This window comes from Streptomyces sp. AM25 (assembly GCF_058146165.1).
Genome location: NZ_JBKIWN010000002.1, coordinates 457,720 through 476,126, shown reverse-complemented (window position 1 = coordinate 476,126; position 18,407 = coordinate 457,720). Strand labels below are relative to the sequence as shown.

Genomic DNA, 18,407 nt, shown 5'->3' with positions numbered 1-18,407 from the left:
ACAGCTCATTCTTCCACGACCACCTCGAGCACGTACGGGCACGTGGCCGTGAGTGCGGTGCGCAACGCGGGTGCGAGGGCGGCGGGGTCGTCGACCCGGCTGCTCTCGCACCCCTGGGCGGCGGCGAGCGCGGCGAAGTCCAGCCCGTCGAGCGCCGTGCCCACCGGCTTCGGCATGCCGAACCGCTCGGCGAAGCCTTCCACCGTGGCATAGCGACGGTTGTTCACCACGATGACGGTGAGCGGCAGGTGCAACTGGGCGGCCGACCACAGCGCTTGGACGGCGTACATGGCGGATCCGTCGCCCACCACGGCGACCACGCGCGTCCCCGGCCTGCCCAGCGCCATGCCGACCGCCGCGGGAAGTCCGTGTCCCAGCGCGCCGCTGGCGGTGGTGTAGAAGGTCTCGGGCCCCAGGTTGGGCAGGTGCTCGCACATCACCGGCCGGGTTCCGGGGGCTTCCTCCACCAGGACGCATCCTGCGGGGCGTTCCTCGGCGAGGGTGTGCACGAGGTGGGCCTGGGTGATCCCGCCGGCGGACGGCGTGGGCGGCACGGCGCGGGGGCGGGCGGGCGGCGGGGTGCGCGGGATCGTGGGCGGGTGGGTGCCCAGCGTCCGCAGTGCCGGCGCCAGGCCGGTGATGACGGCGGTTCCTCCCGGGCACCAGGAGGCCTGTTCGGGGTCGTCGGTGAGCAGGTAGAGGTCGGTCCCGGGCGGCAGGTGCGGGCCGGTGCCCGGGACGTGGTAGGTGAATACCGGCGCGCCCACCGACAGCACCAGGTCGTGGCCCGCCAGTGCGCTCACGATGTTCTCCCGCACCGGCGGCAGGAAGCCGGCGAAGAGCGGGTGGAGTTCGGGGAAGGCGCAGCGGTGCGACAACGGCTCCGCCCACACCGGCGCGTTGTGCGCCTCGGCCAGCGCCACCAGTTCGGGCACGGCTCCCTCGCGGTCGACCCCGGAGCCCGCGATCAGCACGGGCGACTGCGCACGGGCCAACGCCTCGCCGGCGAGGGCGAGCAGGGCGGGGTCCGCGGCCATGGTGGTACTCGCCCGGCGGGCCGCGACGGGTTCGGCGAGGCGGTCCCAGTCGTCGCTCGGGACGGACACGAGCACGGGCCCGGCGGGCGGAGCGGTCGCGAGGTGCCGGGCGCGGGCGATGGCTGCCGGTACGTCCTCGGCGCGGGCGGGTTCGCGGCTGAGTTTGACGTAGGGGCGGGGCAGTGTGGTCGCGTCCTGCGAGAGCAGGTACGGGTGGCCCTCCAGCAGTGAGCGCGCCTGCTGGCCGGCGACGATCACCAGGGGCGTCCGGTTGCGGTGCGCGGTGAACAGCGCGCCCATCGCGTGCCCCACTCCGGCCGCCGAGTGCAGATTGACCAGTACGGGGCGGTGCGTGGCCTGTGCGTAGCCGTCGGCCATCCCCACCACCACGGACTCCTGCAGTCCCAGCACGTACCGGAAGTCGTCGGGGAAGTCGCGCAGCATGGGCAGTTCCATTGATCCGGGGTTGCCGAAGACCGTGGTCATGCCCTCCGCACGGAGCAGGCCGAAGACCGCCTCGCGTACCGTTGTCGCCTGGTTCGGCCGGGTCATCGGATACCGCCTTCCGCCGTGATGCCCGCTGCCCGCAGGGCCGCGCGCACGCGCGGCGGGGTGAGCGGGAGCGAGGTGAGGGTGTGTGCGATCTCGGGAACCGCGGCGGCGAGCGCGCACGCGACCGCTGCGGGCGGCAGGATGGTGCCGCCTTCGCCGAGTCCCTTGAAGCCGCCGGGAATTGCCGTGCTGGGGGTGCACGTGTGCTCGACGACGAGGTCCTCCGGGACGTCCTGGGCCGCGGGGAGGGTGTAGTCGCGGAACGACCGGGTGACGGGGGTGCCTTCGGCGTCGGCCCTGGCTTCCTCGGTGAGTGCCTGTCCCAGTCCCTGGGTGATGCCGCCGACGATCTGCCCGTGTGCGATCAGGGGGTTGACCAGTACGCCGCTGTCGTGCACGGCCCAGTAGCCGGTCACGGTGACGCGGCCGGTCCCGAGGTCGACCGCGACCTCGGCGGCATGTGCGCCGTGGGCGAAGGTGAGTTGCGGCGGGTCGAAGTCCACCGACTCCTCCAGACGGACGGGGTCGGTGCGCTGTCCTCTCCCCCATCCCCGGTATCCGCGGTGGGCGACCTCGCGCCAGGTGATCCGTGCACCGTCGGCGCCGTGGAAGGCGGCGTCCGGGGAGGAGGGGTCCGCAGTGGCGGCGATCTGCTGGGTCACCCGCTCGGGTTCGGTGTCCAGGAAGGCGGCGGCGAGCGTTCTCATCCGGTCGGCGAGCCGCCGGGCGGCGATGACCAGTGCGCCGCCTACGAGGGTCAGCGCCCGGCTGGCCTGGGCGGACAGATCGGAGTGCGGGGCGGTGTCGGTGTCGCCGAGTTCGACCCGCACCCAGTCCAGGGGGACGCCCAGTCCTTCTGCCGCGATCTGCGCCAGGCTGGTCTCGATGCCCTGGCCCACCGCGATCACCCCGGAGTACACGGTGACGGTCCCGTCGTGGTTGATCCGCAGCCGTACTCCCTCCCAGCCGCTCCACTCGATGCCGAAGGCCTCCAGCAGGGCCGAGGGCGCGAACGCGCTGATCTCCACCGCGGCCACGGCGGCGGTGCCCCTGCGCACCCACGGCGGGTCCGCAGGGCGCGGACGGTCGGCCAGGGCGACGGCCCGGCGCAGTGCGGCGCCGTAGTCACCGCTGTCATAGGTGAGTCCGGTGTGCGTGGTGTGCGGCAGTTCCTCCGGGCGGATCAGATTGCGTGACCGCAACTCCACGGAGGGAAGGCCGAGTTCGCGGGCGGCCTCGTCGATGAGACGTTCGCGGATGAACGCCGCTTCCTGCATGCCGTATCCGCGGTAGGCGCCGGTGGGCACGCGGGTCGTGTACACCCCGGTGACGGTGGCTGCGGCGGCGTCCACGCGGTACGGGCCCTGGAGGGTCAGGGCGGTCACCTGGTGCGGGCCGCTGCCCGCCTGGGTCGCGTACGCGCCCAGGTCGGCGAGGATGTGTGCGTCGAAGGCGAGGAACCGGCCCCCGGCGTCGACGGCGAGGCGGGAGGTGGTCCGCTGGCCCCGGCCCTGGTAGGCGCCGGCGAAGTTCTCCGCGCGGGACTCCACCCAGCGCACCGCGGTGCCCAGGGCGTGGGCGGCGGCGCACACCATCGCCTCGTCCGGGTAGAGCAGGACCTTGCTGCCGAACGAGCCGCCCACGTCGGGGGCGATGACGCGCACCCTGTCCGCGCGCAGTCCCAGCACGGCGCACAGGTCCTGTCGCATCGCGTTGGGCGACTGGCTGCTGGCGCGCACGGTCAGCAGCGCGGTGCCCGGGTCGTACTCGGCCAGGACACCGCGCGGTTCCAGCGGGGAGTGGTTCACCCGCGGCAGGGTGAACTCGCGTTCCACGACCAGCGCCGCCCGTGCGAGGGCCGAGGCGATGTCCTGCTCGGGGGAGCCGAAGCGGATGCGGCCGGCCTCGTTGCCCGTCGTGCCCGGCACGACGGGCGGGGCGCCCTCGGCCAGCGCGTCGGCGAGCGTGGGGAGCGGGGGCAGGGGGGCGAGGTCGAGGTGCACGGCCTCGGCCAGGTCCTCGGCCGCGGTGGGCGAGTCCGCGACGACGATGCCCAGCGGCTGCCCGGCGTAGCGGGCGGTGCGGGCGGCGAGGGGGATGCTGTCCTCGGGCTGGCCGGGCAGCCGCCAGGCCGTGGGGATCGGCGCGGTGCGCTCGGCGAGTTCGTCGGGGCCCAGCACCAGCGCGCAGCGCGGGTCGTTCCTGGCGGCGGTGGCGTCGAAGCCGACGACTGCGGCGTGCGCGAGCGGGCTGCGCACGAGGGCCGCGTGCAGCATGCCCTCCGCGCGCAGGTCGGCGAGGAAGCGGCCGTGTCCGCGCACCAGCCGGTCGTGGTGACGGGGTGGGACGGGCTTGCCGATGTGGCGGTTCTCCCCGGTCACGTGCCGGCCCCGAGGTCGCCGAGGGTCCTGCGCACGGCGGCGCGGATGCCGTCGTAGCCGGTACATCGGCACAAGTGCCCGGCCAGCACGTCCGCTTCGCCGCCGTCGTGGCCGGCGGCGTGGGCCATCCGTACCAGCAGACCGGGGGTGCAGAATCCGCACTGCAGTCCGTGCTCCTCGACGAGGGCGCGTTGCACCCGCGTCGGCTCGCCGTGGCCCGCGATGCCCTCGACGGTGGTGATCTCCCGGCCGTCGGCCTGTACCGCGAGCACGAGACAGGAGCAGACCGGCTCGCCGTCGAGCAGCACCACGCAGGCACCGCAGTCGCCGGTGCCGCAGCCGATGTGCGTGCCGGTCAACCGCAGTGTGGTGCGCAGGTGTTCGGCCAGGGTGGTGTGGTGTTCGGCGTCGTCGGTGCGTACGACTCCGTTGACCTGCATCTTGATCGTCCGGACGTTCATCGCCTCTCCTCGTCGGCTCGCGCCGCCAAGGCCCGCGTGAGCAGCACGCCGGCCACCTCGGCCCGGTACTCCTGGTCCTCGGGCCCGGGGCCCCGGGATGCTTCTGCGACGAGCGAGGCGATCAGTCCCGGGTGCGGTCCGGTGACGGGCCGGCCCACCAGTGCGGCCTCGACGCCGGGCAGCCGGAGAGGAACGGGACCGCACCCGGACGCCACGACGCGCGCGGCCCGGACGAGGCCGTCGCCGACCCGGAGTCCCAGGCACATGCCGGCGACGGGATAGCCGGTGCTGCCGCGCGTGCACAACTCGGTGAAGATGTAGGAGAGTTCGCCGGTGCGGGGGAAGGTGATCCCGGTGACCAGCTCGTCCGGTGCACGGACGGTGGTCCCTGCACCGGTGGCGAACCGGGCCGCGGGAACCGATCGCACACCGCGCACCGACCGCAGGACGACGTCCGCTTCGAGCGCGACCGCGACCGCGGGCATTTCGGCGGCCGGGGCCGCGTGGCACAGCGAGCCGCCCAGCGTGGAGCGCACGCGGATGTGGGGGTGGGCGACGCAGGCGGCGGCGGACGCCAGGACGGGCAGGGCGGCGGCCAGTTCCTTGTGCTGCTCCACGTCACGCAGCCGGGTCATCGCACCGATCCTGATCCGGTCGGGGCCGATGTCGATCCCGGTGAGGCCGGCCACGCCGTTGAGGTCCACGACCGTGTCCGGGCGCACGTGACGGTAGGTCAGCAGCGGGACCAGGCTCTGCCCGCCCGCCAGCGGTGTCACCGTGCGCCCGGGGGCGTCCAGTGCGTGCAGGACGCCGTCGAGGGTCGTGGGCGCGGTGTGGTCGAAGGCGACAGCGGTCACGTGGGCGCGCCCTCCTGCACGGCGGCACGCACCAGGTCGGTGGCCGTCCGAGGGGTCAGTGCGCACAGCGCGTCCAGGGCCGTGGCGTCGAGCAGTGCGCTCTGCCCCGTGCGTTCGGACACCAGCAGCAGCCGTCGGCCGTTGCCGGTCGGGTGCAGCAGGACGGCGACCGATGCCGACTCGCACGAGACCCTGCACAGCAGGACGTCCTCCCGGTGCCCGGCTTCGGAAGATGCTTCAGAAGATGAGGGAGAGCTGTTCATGGGTGGCGACCTCCACGTCGAGCAGGACTCGCCTGCGCAGCAGCAGCCAGCGCCCGTGGCGCCGGCGGAGCAGGTCCTGGCGCGCGGCGGTGACGAGCACGGTGTGCTCGGCCCCGCGGTTGCCGGTGACCAGCAGGTTGGTGTCGGCGCGTACCACGTCGGCGGCGGGCGCCTCGAACACCCGTACTGCGCCGAGGAAGTGCCGCGTCGTGGTGGCGGGGCGGTCCGACCAGGCCTGGAGCAGTCCGGCACGGCCCAGCTTCAGTTCGAAGACCCGCTTGGTGGCTTCGAACAGCACGGCGGAGCGGCTGTGCCGGGGCAGCGCGGGGTCCTCGCGCAGCAGGGGCACCGGGATCGCGTAGCGGAAGGCGGGGTCGAGCATGTCCAGCCACAGCCGGTGCTCGCCCTCGTCCAGTGCGGCGCCTTCCTCGGTGAGCACGGCGGCGATCTCCGGGTCGAGGCCCGGGAGCCGCGCGCCGCGGTCGGGGAAGGGGCCGTCGGCCAGGTCTTCCGGGCGGTCGGCGGTCCGCGCCGCAGGGCGCGGACCCGGGTGGCCGGTCACAGCTCACCCACCAGATCGGCCCAACGCCGGTAGAAGGCGCGCTGGTTGTGCTCGCTGAGGGTGGCGGCCTCGGCCTGCGCGGGGCCGGGGAAGTCCCGTGCCGGGGTGCCGCGGCCGGCACCGAGCGTCAGGTCCACGGGTCCCCCCCGTCCCGGGGCCGAGCGGGCCAGGGCGGCATCGATCCGGGCGAAGTTCTCGAAGTCGTCCATCTCGAAGAGGATTCCTCCCGCCGACTGGGTACGGGCCTGGAAGCGGTAGGAGCGGGCCCGCCACTCCCGGTCCATCGCGGTGGGCACGAGCGTCCAGTACAGGCACTCGGTCTCGCGGGCGCTGACCGGCACATGGGTGCGCACCACCAGAAGGCGGGTCAGAGGGTCGGTGTCCTCGCCCACCGCGCGGTCGTGAGCGACGCTGAGGAACACGGTGTTGGGGAACATCACCCCGTGCGCGACCTCGCAGTGCGAGGTGAACGCCACCTGTTCCGGGGTCTGTGCCGAGGCCAGTTCGGCCCACCGCTCGGGCGGGTAGCCGGGGAACTGCGGGGCGGTGAGATCCCTGTCCTCGACGGAGGTCCCGCTCTCCACTACGTAGCCCGCGCGGACGCTGTGCCCGCCCGGGGTGGCGATGTTGACCGCGACGAGGTCGGTGCCCGCGCGCCCCCGGGTGCCGTTGGCCAGGGTGTCGCCGTAGATTCCCTGGTCGAGTGCGATCTGGTGCGTGGTCCGCATGTGGTAGCCGTCGCCCGCGAAGTTGTCCGTGGGGATCTTCCAGTTCCCCTTGGCGCGGACCCGCTGCGGCGGTCCGCAGACCTCCCACTGTCCTCCTCCGCAGTCGAGGAGGGCGTCGAGGTACCAGGAGATCCCGTCGAGGTAGTCCTCCAGCTCGGGAGCCTCCGCGTCCCAGGTGGCGAAGAGGAATCCCCGCCGGCACACCACGCGGGCGGTGGGCAGGTCGTGCCCGCTGCGCTCGAAGTCCGGCGGGTAGGCCGACCGGAGCGCGGGCACGCCGACCAGCCGGCCGTCGTTGGCGAAGGTCCAGCCGTGGTAACTGCACCGCAGGTGCGCGGTGTTGCCCAGGCTTGCGCGGCACAGGCGGGTGCCCCGGTGCGTGCACGAGTTGTGCAGTGCGCGTACCTCGCCGTCCTCCCCGCGGACGACGACGACCTCGTCCCGGCCGAGTGTGCGTACGACGTAATCGCCCGGCTCGCGCACCTCGTCGGCGAAGCCGAGCAGTTGCCAGGAAGGATGGAAGACCCGGTCGAGCTCGATATCGAGAACGTCACTGTCAATAAATGCACGACGGTCGACCGCGCGCACGAAATCATCGGCTCCGAACGGCACAGACCCCCTCCTCGAGGGCAATTCCACGACAGGGCAAACGCACCGTGCATGACGGTTCGCCATTACCGGAATTCGCGGAGCACGGGCGCACCACGACGACGGATCAGAAGTCGTGGAGGACAGGGAATAGGCGCGGGCCGCACCGGGCAACGACGCCGGAGAACCCGCTGTCGGACGAACATGCCGGGTCCCGCCAGACCGCGGAGCACTGCTCGTCGATGAACCGGCCCGGACGGTACGCATGCACGTGACACACACCGTTCCTCACCGGTTGGTGGTAGAGCCACGCTAAAAGCCGGTGGCTCCAGCACGCAAGAGGCCGGACCATCCGTCGCGGACGACTCACGCCGTCCCTCACCGCACACCGGCCCCGTACGTAACGGCCGGACGTCCGGCCGTCCCACCCTCTCGTGCCGGCGCCGCGCCAACGACGTGAGCTGGGCAAAGCCCGTCCCGCGTACCCCCGGTACGGGCTCCCCCGCCGCGCTCGGCGGCCGTGTCCCCGGCACCGCTGCCGCAGGCCCGCGCCCCGCCCGTGCCCTGCGGGGCGGCGTCCGAAAATCTGCCGAACCTGGCTGAAAGTTGGCTGCATCGGCATCCGTAATCCCGGCCGGAGGCCGAATCCGAATCCCGTCCGAAGGCTGGATCCGGAGACTGGAAAGGAAATCCGACTCGCGACCTTGAGATGCCGTCGAAAACTGCCCTACGGTGATCTCGGGCGAGCCACGGCCGCTCACTCCGACAGGATCGGATGCCCAAGTATCTCCCACCGACTTCTCGGGAGTCCTTGCCTTGTCTCTTGACGTCATATCCGTCGACGACTTCTCCCACAACCAGTTCGACTACATCGAGGACCCGTTCTCCTTCTACACGCTGATGCGTGAGCGCCGCCCGGCCCACCTGTCCGGGACGATCTTCGGTGGCACCTGGCTGATGTTCCGGTACTCCGACTGCGCACGCCTGATGAAGGACGAGCGGCTGTCCAACGCGCGCTCCGCGGTCCCGCTGCGCTTCCTGCCGGCCGAGCAGCGCGAGGAGTTCGCGGACATGCTCGACATCTACGGCCGCTGGCTGGCGTTCCACGACGGCGCGGAACACACCCGCAACCGTCGGCAGGCCAACAGGAGCTACGTCCCGTTCACCGACGAGCATCTCGAACCGCGCATCCAGCGGCTCGTCGACGGACTGCTCGACCGGGTCGACCCCTCCGGCTTCGACCTCATCTCGCAGTTCGCCTTCCCGCTGCCGGCGATGGTGATCGCCGACGTGCTCGGCGTCCCGGTCGAGGCCCACGCCGACCTCAACCGCTGGACCGACGACATCGCGCACCTCTTCGGCTCGACCTCGGTCTCGGTGGAACACCTGCGCCGGACCAGGGAGAGCACCCGGCAGCTCGCCGACTTCCTGGCCTCCGAGGACAACGCGCGCCACTCGCGCGCCCAGGGCGGGCTGCTGCACCAGCTGCGGGAGATCAGCGTGCGCGGGCACCGCTTCTCCGAGCGCGATGTGGTCGCGCAGGCAGCACTGCTGCTGTTCGCGGGTGTGGCGTCCATCCGCTACCTCATCGGCAACTGCGTGCACGCCCTCGCCGGCGTCCCCACCGCCGAGCGGGACCTGCTGCTGCACCCCGGCACCGTCGGTCCCGCCGTCGAAGAGCTCCTGCGCATGTGCACACCGGTCTCCTTCGTCGGCCGGATCGCGGGCACGGACTTCGAGTACACCGCGTCCGACGGGACCGTCCTCCCGTTGCGCGAGGGACAGCCCCTGCTGCTGTACGTGGCCTCGGCCAACCGCGACCCCGAAGTCTTCGACCGCCCGGACGAGTTGGTCCTGGACCGGCCGCTGCCCAACCGGCACCTCACCTTCGGCATCGGCCGGCACCTGTGCTTCGGCGACCCGCTCGTGCGCCAGACGACCCGGATCGCGCTGAGCAGCCTGTACCGCAGGTGGCCGCAGCTGCACGTGCCGCCGCAGGAAGCCAACTGGAACAACAACCTCGGCTTCCACGGCTTCACTTCGCTGCGGGTCACCGGCGGCAGCTGAGCGCCGCACACGGCGGAACACCGACGTCTGATCACCGGACCGGCCGAGCCACCAGGAGAACTCCACCGTGACAACACCCACCGTTCGTAACGTCATCGACGGCAAACAGGCCGAACCCGCCGCGGGCACCGAGTACATCGAGCTGCTCGACCCGTGCACCGGCCACGCCCGTCTGCGCACACCGTGTACCGGCGCCGAGGACGTCGACCGCGCCATGCGCGCGGCGTCCTCGGCCTTCGGCGAGTGGTCGCGCACCACGCCCGGCGAGCGCCAGTCCGCCCTGCTGGAAGTGGCCGACGCGGTCGCCGGGCAGGCCGCCGGGTTCGGCACATCCGAACTCGGCGACACCGGCAGCCGGGACGCCGCCGGCGAGATCGACGGCATCATCGACGAACTGCGCTTCTTCGCCGGTGCCGCACGGCTGCTCGACGGTGTGGCGGGCGGCGAGTACGCACGGGAGCACACCTCCTACACCCGGCGCGAACCGGTGGGCGTCTGCGCGCAGCTCGCGCCCTGGAACTTCCCGCTGCTGATGGCCGTGCTGAAGTCGGCCCCGGCGATCGCCGCCGGCAACACCGTCGTGCTCAAGCCCGCACAGACCACCCCCTCGTCGGCGCTCCTGCTGGCCGACGTCGCCGCCCGGGTCCTGCCGCCCGGTGTGCTCAACGTGGTCTGCGGCGGACCTGCCACGGGACGGCTCATGGTCGAGCACCCGGTGCCCGCCGCGGTCTCGCTGACCGGATCGGTCGCGGCCGGCGTGGACGTGGCCACCCGCGCCGCCGCCACGCTCAAGCGCACCCACCTCGAACTGGGCGGCAAGACCCCGGTCCTGGTGTGCGCCGACGCCGACATCGCCGACGCCGCGCGGACCATCGTCACCGGGGCACTCGCCAACGCGGGACAGGACTGCACGGCCGCCAGCCGGGTCCTGGTGGCCGACGCGGTGCACGACGCGCTGCTGGAGGCGCTCGTGGCGGAGGCGTCGGCACGGCACCCCGGCCCGCCCTCGGACCCCGACGCCGCGTACGGGCCGCTCAACAACCCCGAGCACCTGGCGCGGGTGCAGCGATGCATCGACACCCTCCCACCGCACACGCGGGTGGTCACCGGCGGCCACCGCGTGGGCGACCAGGGGTTCTTCTACGCCCCCACCGTCATCGCCGGAGTGCGCGAGGACGACGCCATCACCCGTACCGAGATCTTCGGGCCCGTGATCACCGTCGAGCGGTGCGCCGACGAGGAGGACGCCCTGCGGCGGGCCAACTCCTCGCCCTACGGCCTGGCTTCTGCCGTATGGACCGACAACCACCGCACGGCGATGCGGCTTTCGGCCGGTCTCGACTACGGAACGGTGTGGGTGAACACCCACCTGCAGTTCCCCTCGGAGCTGCCGCACGGCGGCTTCCGCCAGTCCGGCCACGGCAAGGACCTCTCACGGTACGGCTTCGAGGCGTACACCCGGATCAAACAGGTGACGCACCGCTTGTAGTGTCTTGCTGTACAACACACGCAACGACAACCAAGGGCGGCCGGCACGGCGTTGGGCCGGGTACCCGGACTCCCGTCCGGCCGCAGAGCTTCGTGGGATTAGGAAATCGTGGAACGTTCCCCCGGCGTCTTCGCGCCGCAATGGCGGCTCACCAGCATCGGCATAGCCCTCGCCATCAGCCTGTTCGCCTTCGAGGGCATCGCGGTCGCGACCGCGATGCCCTCGGCGGTGCGCGACTTGGACGGGCTCGCCTTCTTCGGCTGGCCCTACAGCGCCTTCCTGGTCATGAACCTGGTGGGCCTCGGCGTGGCGGGCCAGTGGTGCGACCGTGTCGGTCCGCGCCGGCCCCTGCTCACCGGCATCGCCGTGTTCACCGCCGGACTGCTGCTGGCGGGATCCGCCGGGCACATGGCGGTGTTCGTCCTGGGCCGGGGCACACAGGGGATCGGCGTCGGGCTGGCATCGATCGCGGTGTTCCAGCTCGTGGCCACCGCCTACCCGCCCCGGCTGCGCCCCAGGGCACTGGCCATCATCTCCGCGGCCTACGTCCTGCCGGCCCTGGTCGGGCCGGTCATCTCGGGCACGATCACTGCGCACGTCGGATGGCGCTGGGTGTTCCTCGGGCTGGTGCCCCTGGTGGTGGCGGGCGGACTGATCCTGCTCCCGGCCCTGCGCACGGCGCCGACACCGGATCGCGCGCCGGCCGGCAGGTCCCGCAAGCCCCTGTTCGCCCTGCTCGCCGGGATCGGCGTCGTCGTCCTGCAGTCGGGGGGCAACGCCGTCGTCGCCGGGCGGACCGTGCTGGCCGTGCCCCTGCTGGCAGCGGGACTGCTGGCGCTGGGATTCGGGCTGCGGGAACTGCTGCCGCGGGGGTCGGCCCGGCTGCGCCGGGGCGTTCCCGCCGTGGTCACCGTACGCGGCCTGCTGGCGGGGTCGTTCTACGCCATCGAGTCCGTCGTGCCGCTGACCCTCGTCACGCTCCACGGCTTCGGGACCGTGGCCTCGGGTCTGCCTCTGCTGGCGGGCGCCGTCGGCTGGTGGGCGGGGGCCCAGGCGCAGGGCAGGGTCACCACGGTCGCGAGGTCGTCCCTGCTGCGGTACGGGCTGATCGCCCTGGTGTGCTGCTTCGTGGGGATGGCGGCCCTGTGCCTGCCGGGTGCACCGGGGTGGCCGGTGTACCTGCTGTGGATCGTGGGCGGCCTGGGCATGGGCGTGTGCGTGCCCACCACCGGTGTGCTGGTGCTCGACCAGTCCGCCGAGGACGAGACGGGCACGAACTCGTCGGCGCTGCAGATCAGCGACGTCACTGCGGCCGGTCTCGGCACGAGCGGGGCCGGGGTGCTCGTGGGCGCCACCGCGGCCGGGGGCCTGGGGTTCGGCTCCGCGATGGCGGTGCTCGGCATCGTCGCCACCGGCGTCTGCGCCGCCGCCGCGGTGGGCACCTCGCGCACGGCCCCCCTGAAGGAGCACGCCGCCGTGGGCTGAACCCCCCGGTCCCGCAGAGCACTTCGCCTCGTACGCCCCCGCGGCAAACGGAGAGTATTCCTTGCTCACTGTTCGCAATGTCGATGTGCGCGTCGGCGCACGTCTGCTGCTGTCCGACGTCAACTTCCACATCGCCCCCGGTGACCGGATCGCCCTCGTCGGGCGCAACGGGGCGGGCAAGACGACGCTCATGCGCACGCTGGCGGGCGAACTGCGGCCCGCTGGCGGGGCCGTCGACGCGACGGGAGCGGTCGGGTACCTCGCACAGGATCCGCGCGGAGCCGACCAGGACCAGACGGTCACCGACCGCATCCTGGCCGCCCGCGGCCTCGATCGCGTCACCGCCGCGCTGCACACCGCCGGGACCGCCATGGCCGGAGCCCGGTCGGACGCCGAGCAGGACCGGGCCATGCGCGCCTACGCCAGGGCGCAGGACGAGTTCGACGCCCTCGGGGGCTACGCGACCGAGGCCGCCGCCGCCCAGGTGACCGCGGGCGTCGGGCTGCCCGACCGGGCGCTGGCACAGCGGCTGGGCGAGCTGTCCGGCGGGCAGCGCAGGCGGGTCGAGCTGGCGCGGATCCTGTTCGCCGAGCAGGACACCCTGCTGCTCGACGAACCGACCAACCACCTCGACGCCGACTCCGTCACCTGGCTGCGCGGCTTCCTGTCGGGCTTCTCCGGCGGCCTGATGATGATCAGTCACGACATCGGTCTCGTCTCCGCCGTGGCGAACCGGGTCTTCCACATCGACGCCGGTCTGCCGGCGCTGGAGGTCTACAACACCGGCTGGCGGCGCTACCGGGCCGATCGCCAGGCGGCCGAGCGCAGGAGGGCCAGGGAGCGCGCCAACGCCGAACGCAAGGCGGCGGCGCTGCGTGCACAGGCGGAGAAGATGCGCTCGCACGTGGCCACCGCCGTGGCCGCGCGGAACATGGCGCGGCGCGCGGACACCATGCTGCGGGAGCTGGAGCCGGTGCGCCGGGGCGAGCGCGTGGCACGGGTGCGGCTGCCCACCCCGAAACCCTGCGGGCGCATCCCGCTGGCGGCGGCCGGTCTGGCCAAGTCGTACGGCGCGCACACGGTCTTCGACGGGATCGACCTGGCCGTCGACCGCGGCAGCCGGCTGGTCGTGCTCGGGCTCAACGGCGCGGGCAAGACCACGCTGCTGCGCATCCTGGCGGGCGAACTGCAGCCCGACCGGGGGCGGGTGGTGCCGGGCCACGCCCTGCGCCTGGGGTACTTCGCCCAGGAGCACGACACGCTCGACCCCGCCGCGACGGTGTTCGCGTCGCTGGCGGCCGCGGCCCCGGAGCTGACCCACGGCGAAGTCCGCCAGGTGCTCGGCGCGTTCCTGTTCCGGGGCGACGACGCCGACAAGCCCGCCGGTGTGCTCTCCGGCGGTGAGAAGACCCGGCTGGCACTGGCCTGCCTCGTCCATTCCGGCGCGAACGTGCTGTTGCTCGACGAGCCCACGAACAACCTGGACCCGCTCTCCCGCGACGAGGTGCTGGCCGCCGTGTCCGGCTACCCGGGCGCGGTCGTCATGGTCACCCACGACCGCGGCGCGGTGGAGGCACTGCGCCCCGACCGCGTCCTCCTCCTTCCCGACGGCGACGAGGACCTGTGGAGCGACGGCTACGCCGACCTCGTCTCCCTGGCCTGATCCCGCACCGCGGCCCCGAGCCGCGCCACAACCCACCGGCCCTGCCCGGTCCTTGCGGACCGGCCCACCTTCCCAAGGGAGCACCATGCCCGACCTGAAAGGCCGTACAGCACTGGTCACCGGTTCCTCTCGCGGGATCGGCCGCGGCATCGCCGAGCGGCTGGCAGCGGACGGCGCGCACGTGGCCGTTCACTACGGACACGACGACCGGGCCGCGGAGGAGACCGTGGCGCACATCCGCGAACGCGGCGGCGAGGCGTTCGCCGTCGGCGCCGACCTCTCGACGGTCGCCGGGGTGGACGCACTGCTGACCGAGACGGGCTCCCGGTTCGCCGACGGCGGCAGGGACCGGCTCGACGTACTGGTCAACAACGCGGGGTTCAGCACGACGTTCTTCGAAGCCACCACGCCCGAGATCTTCGACGGGCTGATCGCGGTGAACGCCCGGGCACCCTTCTTCCTGGTGCAGCGCGCGCTGCCGCTGCTCACCGACGGCGGCAGGGTGGTGTCGGTGTCCTCCGCGGCGATCCGGGTCGCGGTGGCGGATGTGGCCTACACGATGGCCAAGGCCGCGGTGGTGGCGATGAACCGTACGCTCGCGCACCTGCTGGGCGAGCGCGGCATCACGGTGAACACCGTGGCCCCCGGCGCCGTGGACACCGATCTGACCGCGGTGGAGCGGCGGGAGCAGCCGGAGGCCAGGCAGGTCGTCATCGACATGACCGCGCTCGGCCGGATCGGCACCCCCGCCGACGTCGCCGACGTCGTGGCCTTCCTCGCCTCGGACGACGCGAGGTGGGTCACCGGACAGCTCATCGAGGTCAGCGGCGGCCTGTTCCTGGGGATGCCCCCGGATGTCATGCACTGACCCCGTCCGCCGGCGACGAAGGGGAGGAGCCTGTGGTCCTAGTGGGACTCGCCGAGCCAGTCCGCGTCCGACGCCGTCTCGCAGCCGACGAAGGTGTTCACGAACGCCTCGACGGCCTGCGCGTCGGCGGCGGTGCGGGCCAGGTCGTCGAGGAAGCCGGCGCCGAAGGGGCGCAACTCGGCCTGCTCGCAGGTGTAGGCGAAGGCGGCGAGCCGCTGCGCGTCGCGGGTGGCGGCGTAGTCGGCCAGCGCCTCGTCGAGTCCGGCCGAGCCCGAGAGTCCGGCGTCGAGGGCGTCGGCGAGCACGGCGGCGTCGGCGAAGGCGTCGGAGATGCCCTGCGCCGAGACGGGGTCCTTGGTGATGCCGGCGTCCCCGGCCAGGACCCAGCCCGGGCCGTGGGCGTGCCTGCGGGCGTTGCGGACGGCCGCGGCCCGGGGCCGGGACACCAAGTCGGCGCCTGCCAGGGCCTGTTCGACCTCGGGCACCTCCCGCAGCGCCGACGCGTAGAAGTCCGCCAGTGCCGCATGCCCCGTGCCGGGGGCTTCCTCGGGCGGGTAGACCAGCGACACCACGGTGAGACCGTCGTGGGTGGGCCACAGGGAGATGCCGCGCCTGCCGCGGAAGACCACGCGCACTCCCCGTTCCGCGACGCCCGACCAGTAGCCGTAGAGGCTGCGCGCGAGCGCTCCCCTGTCCTCGACGACCGGGGACTGCACCAGGCGTGCGACCGTCGAGTTTCGGCCGTCGGCCCCGACGACCACCCGCGCGCGCAGGCCGACGGGCCCGTCCGGGCCACTCCCCCGCACGCCCGTGACCCTGCCGTCCGTGACGAGCAGACCGGTGACCGCGCAGCGCTCCCGCAGCCGTGCCCCCTTGGCGCGGGCCTCGGCCACCAGCAGCGCGTCCAGTTCGGTCCGGCGGGGGGCGTAGGTGGCGGCTTCCATCCCGCCGGCCCGCGGCCCGCCCTTCAGTACACGGCCCTCGAAATCGAGGGACGCGCTGACGATGGGCGGGCATCCCGTTTTCTCCAGCGCCGGGACGAGCCCCCATGAGCGGAGCTGTTGAACTCCCGGCCACCTGATCCAGTGAGTGGAAACGGTGTCGGCTCCGACAGGGTCCCGGTCCACCATTTCCACTGAATATCCCCGCTGCGCGAGCAGCATTCCCAGCGGGGCTCCGGCGCACCGTGCTCCCACGATGACGACGTCGCACGTATCTTTTTCAGAGCCTATTTCGGCAGCAGTCATCTCAACGCGTCCACTTCTCTTCGAAGAAAGCGCACACCCAACGTTCAGGCAGGTCAAAGGTGTTGTAGGGGGATTGGGCAAACAGCCTCGTCGCCTGGCTCGATCGCGCCCGCAAAACGGCCCATGGCTCATGCATGGTTCCCCGTCGGATCCCACTCTATGCACATCACTTCAATTTCACGAAGCCGTTGACACCCCTCGAAAAGGCGTCCTAGCATCGGAACATGATCAGCGAATCGCAACGATTACTCGCTTCGCGGTTTCATCAGGCGGGGGAACCCGCACACCTGCTCTGCTATTTCGCCCCCGAGGTCGACGAGGAATTCACGTCCGCGGGACTCGAGCCGGGGCACATGGGGTACTTCGCCGGCCGCGCCGCTGCGCTCGGCCGTGCGTCCGCCGCCGCGGTGGCAGCCACGTTCTACAACTTCAACCCGGCGCTCATCACCCGCCACCTGCCCAGGGCGTGGGACCTGGCCTCGCCGGAGCGCGTGATCGAGGCCCGGCTGACCGCGGTGGACCGCGCGCTGCGCCGCATTCTCGGCGACGAGGTGGTGAAGAGCCCGGAGATCGCCGAGGCGGCCGGCCTCGCCAGGGCCGCCGCCGCGGCGTGCTCCCCCGAAGGACGGCCCCTGTTCGCCGCGCACGCCGAGCTGCCGTGGCCCGAAGAAGCGCACCTCGCGCTGTGGCACGGCATCACACTCCTGCGCGAGCACCGCGGTGACGGTCACATCGCCGCGCTGGTCAGTCACGGTGTCGGCGCCATCGCGGCGCTGGTCACCGATGTCGCCACCGGCAGAAGCCTCTTCGGCGCCCAGCAGGTGCGCGAGCACCGTGCCTGGTCCCAACAGGCCTGGGATGCGGAGGTGGCCACGCTCACCGCATCGGGCGTCCTGGACTCCTCCGGGCGGCTGACCGAGGCGGGCACACAGTTGCGCGCCCGGATCGAGGAGGCGACCGACACCGCCGCGGCTCCTCCCTACCGCTCCCTGGGGGCCGAACGCGCGGAGCGGCTCATCGCGTTGTGCGCACCGCTCCACGACGCCGTCATCGCCTCCGGGGAACTGCCCCGCAACGACGCGTAGTCCTGTCCGCTCACGAGCGGTACCGCCATACGCCGTCGTTTCCGTGCACCGGTGGTGCCCGCCGGCCTCCGGTGCAGGCAGGAAAGGAGGATCCAGCGCGCCGCCCGCCAGGCGCCGTCAACTCCACTGATTCCGGCCGATCCCCGTCCCGCCGCCGGGCGCCGTCTCCGGACCGCCATCCGGACACGGACCGTTCCCCCCTGCGGGACGGGTGTCACCGGCTTTCCGCTCCCAACCCGCCGTTCACGCCCCGAACGCCGTGGCAGGTCCTCCGCTCCGCGAAGCACCGCGGCACACGGGCTCTTCCATCTGCCGGGCGCGCGTCACCGTGAACGCCCGTGCGGCGGTTCGCCGCATCCAGCCGCCGTGCGGTGGGTGCCGGCCATGGCCGGCACCCACCTCCTGCGCTCCCGCACCTCGCCATACGACGACCCCCAGGGGAAGTGACTCATGGACGTCACCGCACTCATCGATGCGGTCTCGAGGACCAAGAGCCAGGCCGACGAGCTCACCCACCAGGAGGTGATCGACCGACTCTCCGCCGCGCTCGCGAAGTTCACCACCTCGGCGGAGAACCAGCGCTTCGCCGAGGAGTACCGGCCGAGCGGGAACTACACACGACTGCTGCTGAACTCCCCGCGGGATCCCTACCAGATCGTCCTCGTGTTCTGGGGCCCGGGAAAGGGGAGCCCGATCCACGACCACGACGACACGACCGGCGTGGTCAGCGCGCTCACCGGCGAGACGAAGGAGATCAAGTACGCCGTCACCCGCCGCGCGGGAGAGTGCGTCGAGCTCGCCGAGGCAAGCGAGTTCACCATCGCGCCCGGCCGGATCACACCGATCCTGCCCGAGGACGACAAGCGGCTGCATCTGATGGTCAACGAGGGGACGTGCTGGGCGGCCACCGTCCACGTCTACCTCACCGCGATCGACCACTACCGGCAGTACGAGCCCGCGCCGGGCGGCGCCTTCCGCACGGCCGAGACCCGGCTGTGGTTCGACGAGTGGGGAGTCGGGCGCAGGATGCCCACGGGTGCCGTGCGCGCCCGCTCCCGAAAGGGGTAGCAATCG

At 72.4% G+C, this 18,407-nt stretch carries 15 protein-coding genes; 7 read left to right on the top strand and 8 right to left on the bottom strand.

All coding sequences use genetic code 11. From position 1 onward, the window contains the following. Window positions 1–5 precede the first annotated feature (5 nt). From mdlC to ACLHRZ_RS04070, 7 genes are read right to left on the bottom strand one after another with little or no spacing between them, the layout of a single operon-like run. Window positions 6–1,589, bottom strand: a complete 1,584-nt coding sequence (mdlC, locus tag ACLHRZ_RS04100) for a benzoylformate decarboxylase (protein WP_490416832.1) — start codon at window positions 1,587–1,589, stop codon at window positions 6–8. Then, complete coding sequence (locus tag ACLHRZ_RS04095) at window positions 1,586–3,970, bottom strand: xanthine dehydrogenase family protein molybdopterin-binding subunit (RefSeq protein ID WP_490416831.1); 2,385 nt, start codon at window positions 3,968–3,970, stop codon at window positions 1,586–1,588. Before ACLHRZ_RS04095 ends, mdlC begins: the two co-directional genes overlap by 4 nt. Then, window positions 3,967–4,431: a (2Fe-2S)-binding protein gene (locus tag ACLHRZ_RS04090; protein ID WP_490416830.1), complete on the bottom strand. Its 465-nt coding sequence runs from the start codon at window positions 4,429–4,431 to the stop codon at window positions 3,967–3,969. The genes ACLHRZ_RS04095 and ACLHRZ_RS04090 overlap by 4 nt, the downstream gene beginning before the upstream one ends. Further along, entirely contained in the window at window positions 4,428–5,288 is an 861-nt protein-coding gene (locus ACLHRZ_RS04085; protein ID WP_490416829.1) for an FAD binding domain-containing protein, read from the bottom strand. The genes ACLHRZ_RS04090 and ACLHRZ_RS04085 overlap by 4 nt, the downstream gene beginning before the upstream one ends. Then, the gene (locus ACLHRZ_RS04080; protein ID WP_490416828.1) at window positions 5,285–5,551 is read right to left on the bottom strand and encodes a hypothetical protein; all 267 of its coding nucleotides are present in this window, start codon (window positions 5,549–5,551) and stop codon (window positions 5,285–5,287) included. The genes ACLHRZ_RS04085 and ACLHRZ_RS04080 overlap by 4 nt, the downstream gene beginning before the upstream one ends. Beyond that, window positions 5,526–6,113, bottom strand: coding sequence for an aromatic-ring-hydroxylating dioxygenase subunit beta (locus ACLHRZ_RS04075; protein ID WP_490416827.1), 588 nt, complete (start codon window positions 6,111–6,113; stop codon window positions 5,526–5,528). Before ACLHRZ_RS04075 ends, ACLHRZ_RS04080 begins: the two co-directional genes overlap by 26 nt. Then, on the bottom strand, window positions 6,110–7,453 hold the full coding sequence (locus ACLHRZ_RS04070; RefSeq protein WP_490416826.1) for an aromatic ring-hydroxylating oxygenase subunit alpha: 1,344 nt from the start codon (window positions 7,451–7,453) through the stop codon (window positions 6,110–6,112). Before ACLHRZ_RS04070 ends, ACLHRZ_RS04075 begins: the two co-directional genes overlap by 4 nt. A 792-nt stretch (window positions 7,454–8,245) precedes the next feature. Between ACLHRZ_RS04070 and ACLHRZ_RS04065 the strand changes: the two genes are divergently transcribed. The 5 genes from ACLHRZ_RS04065 (at window position 8,246) to ACLHRZ_RS04045 (ending at window position 15,001) form a co-directional block, all read left to right on the top strand. Beyond that, complete coding sequence (locus ACLHRZ_RS04065; protein ID WP_490416825.1) at window positions 8,246–9,496, top strand: cytochrome P450; 1,251 nt, start codon at window positions 8,246–8,248, stop codon at window positions 9,494–9,496. Between the two features lie 67 nt (window positions 9,497–9,563). Next, window positions 9,564–10,985 carry an aldehyde dehydrogenase family protein gene (locus ACLHRZ_RS04060; protein WP_490416824.1) on the top strand — a complete coding sequence of 474 codons (1,422 nt, stop codon included), beginning with the start codon at window positions 9,564–9,566 and terminating at the stop codon, window positions 10,983–10,985. Between the two features lie 108 nt (window positions 10,986–11,093). Then, complete coding sequence (locus ACLHRZ_RS04055; RefSeq protein ID WP_490416823.1) at window positions 11,094–12,470, top strand: MFS transporter; 1,377 nt, start codon at window positions 11,094–11,096, stop codon at window positions 12,468–12,470. Window positions 12,471–12,531: 61 nt separating this feature from the next. Further along, window positions 12,532–14,133 carry an ABC-F family ATP-binding cassette domain-containing protein gene (locus ACLHRZ_RS04050; RefSeq protein WP_490416822.1) on the top strand — a complete coding sequence of 534 codons (1,602 nt, stop codon included), beginning with the start codon at window positions 12,532–12,534 and terminating at the stop codon, window positions 14,131–14,133. An 85-nt stretch (window positions 14,134–14,218) separates the two neighbouring features. Beyond that, the gene (locus ACLHRZ_RS04045) at window positions 14,219–15,001 is read left to right on the top strand and encodes an SDR family NAD(P)-dependent oxidoreductase (RefSeq protein ID WP_490416821.1); all 783 of its coding nucleotides are present in this window, start codon (window positions 14,219–14,221) and stop codon (window positions 14,999–15,001) included. 38 nt (window positions 15,002–15,039) lie between these two features. Here the strand turns inward: ACLHRZ_RS04045 and ACLHRZ_RS04040 are convergent, their stop codons facing one another. Then, complete coding sequence (locus ACLHRZ_RS04040; RefSeq protein WP_490416820.1) at window positions 15,040–16,248, bottom strand: NAD(P)/FAD-dependent oxidoreductase; 1,209 nt, start codon at window positions 16,246–16,248, stop codon at window positions 15,040–15,042. A gap of 224 nt (window positions 16,249–16,472) precedes the next feature. On the opposite strand from ACLHRZ_RS04040, the gene ACLHRZ_RS04035 reads away from it, so the two are divergent. Next, window positions 16,473–17,333, top strand: coding sequence for an SCO6745 family protein (locus ACLHRZ_RS04035; RefSeq protein WP_490416819.1), 861 nt, complete (start codon window positions 16,473–16,475; stop codon window positions 17,331–17,333). Between the two features lie 450 nt (window positions 17,334–17,783). Next, entirely contained in the window at window positions 17,784–18,401 is a 618-nt protein-coding gene (locus ACLHRZ_RS04030; RefSeq protein ID WP_490416818.1) for a cysteine dioxygenase, read from the top strand. Window positions 18,402–18,407: the final 6 nt, after the last annotated feature.

What these genes read in the sequence shown, in the direction of transcription:
- ACLHRZ_RS04045 (WP_490416821.1), top strand. Translation starts at nt 14,219, where the DNA reads ATGCCCGACCTGAAAGGCCGTACAGCACTGGTCACCGGTTCCTCTCGC.
- ACLHRZ_RS04040 (WP_490416820.1), bottom strand. Translation starts at nt 16,248, where the DNA reads ATGACTGCTGCCGAAATAGGCTCTGAAAAAGATACGTGCGACGTCGTC.
- ACLHRZ_RS04080 (WP_490416828.1), bottom strand. Translation starts at nt 5,551, where the DNA reads ATGAACAGCTCTCCCTCATCTTCTGAAGCATCTTCCGAAGCCGGGCAC.
- ACLHRZ_RS04090 (WP_490416830.1), bottom strand. Translation starts at nt 4,431, where the DNA reads ATGAACGTCCGGACGATCAAGATGCAGGTCAACGGAGTCGTACGCACC.
- ACLHRZ_RS04030 (WP_490416818.1), top strand. Translation starts at nt 17,784, where the DNA reads ATGGACGTCACCGCACTCATCGATGCGGTCTCGAGGACCAAGAGCCAG.
- mdlC (WP_490416832.1), bottom strand. Translation starts at nt 1,589, where the DNA reads ATGACCCGGCCGAACCAGGCGACAACGGTACGCGAGGCGGTCTTCGGC.
- ACLHRZ_RS04035 (WP_490416819.1), top strand. Translation starts at nt 16,473, where the DNA reads ATGATCAGCGAATCGCAACGATTACTCGCTTCGCGGTTTCATCAGGCG.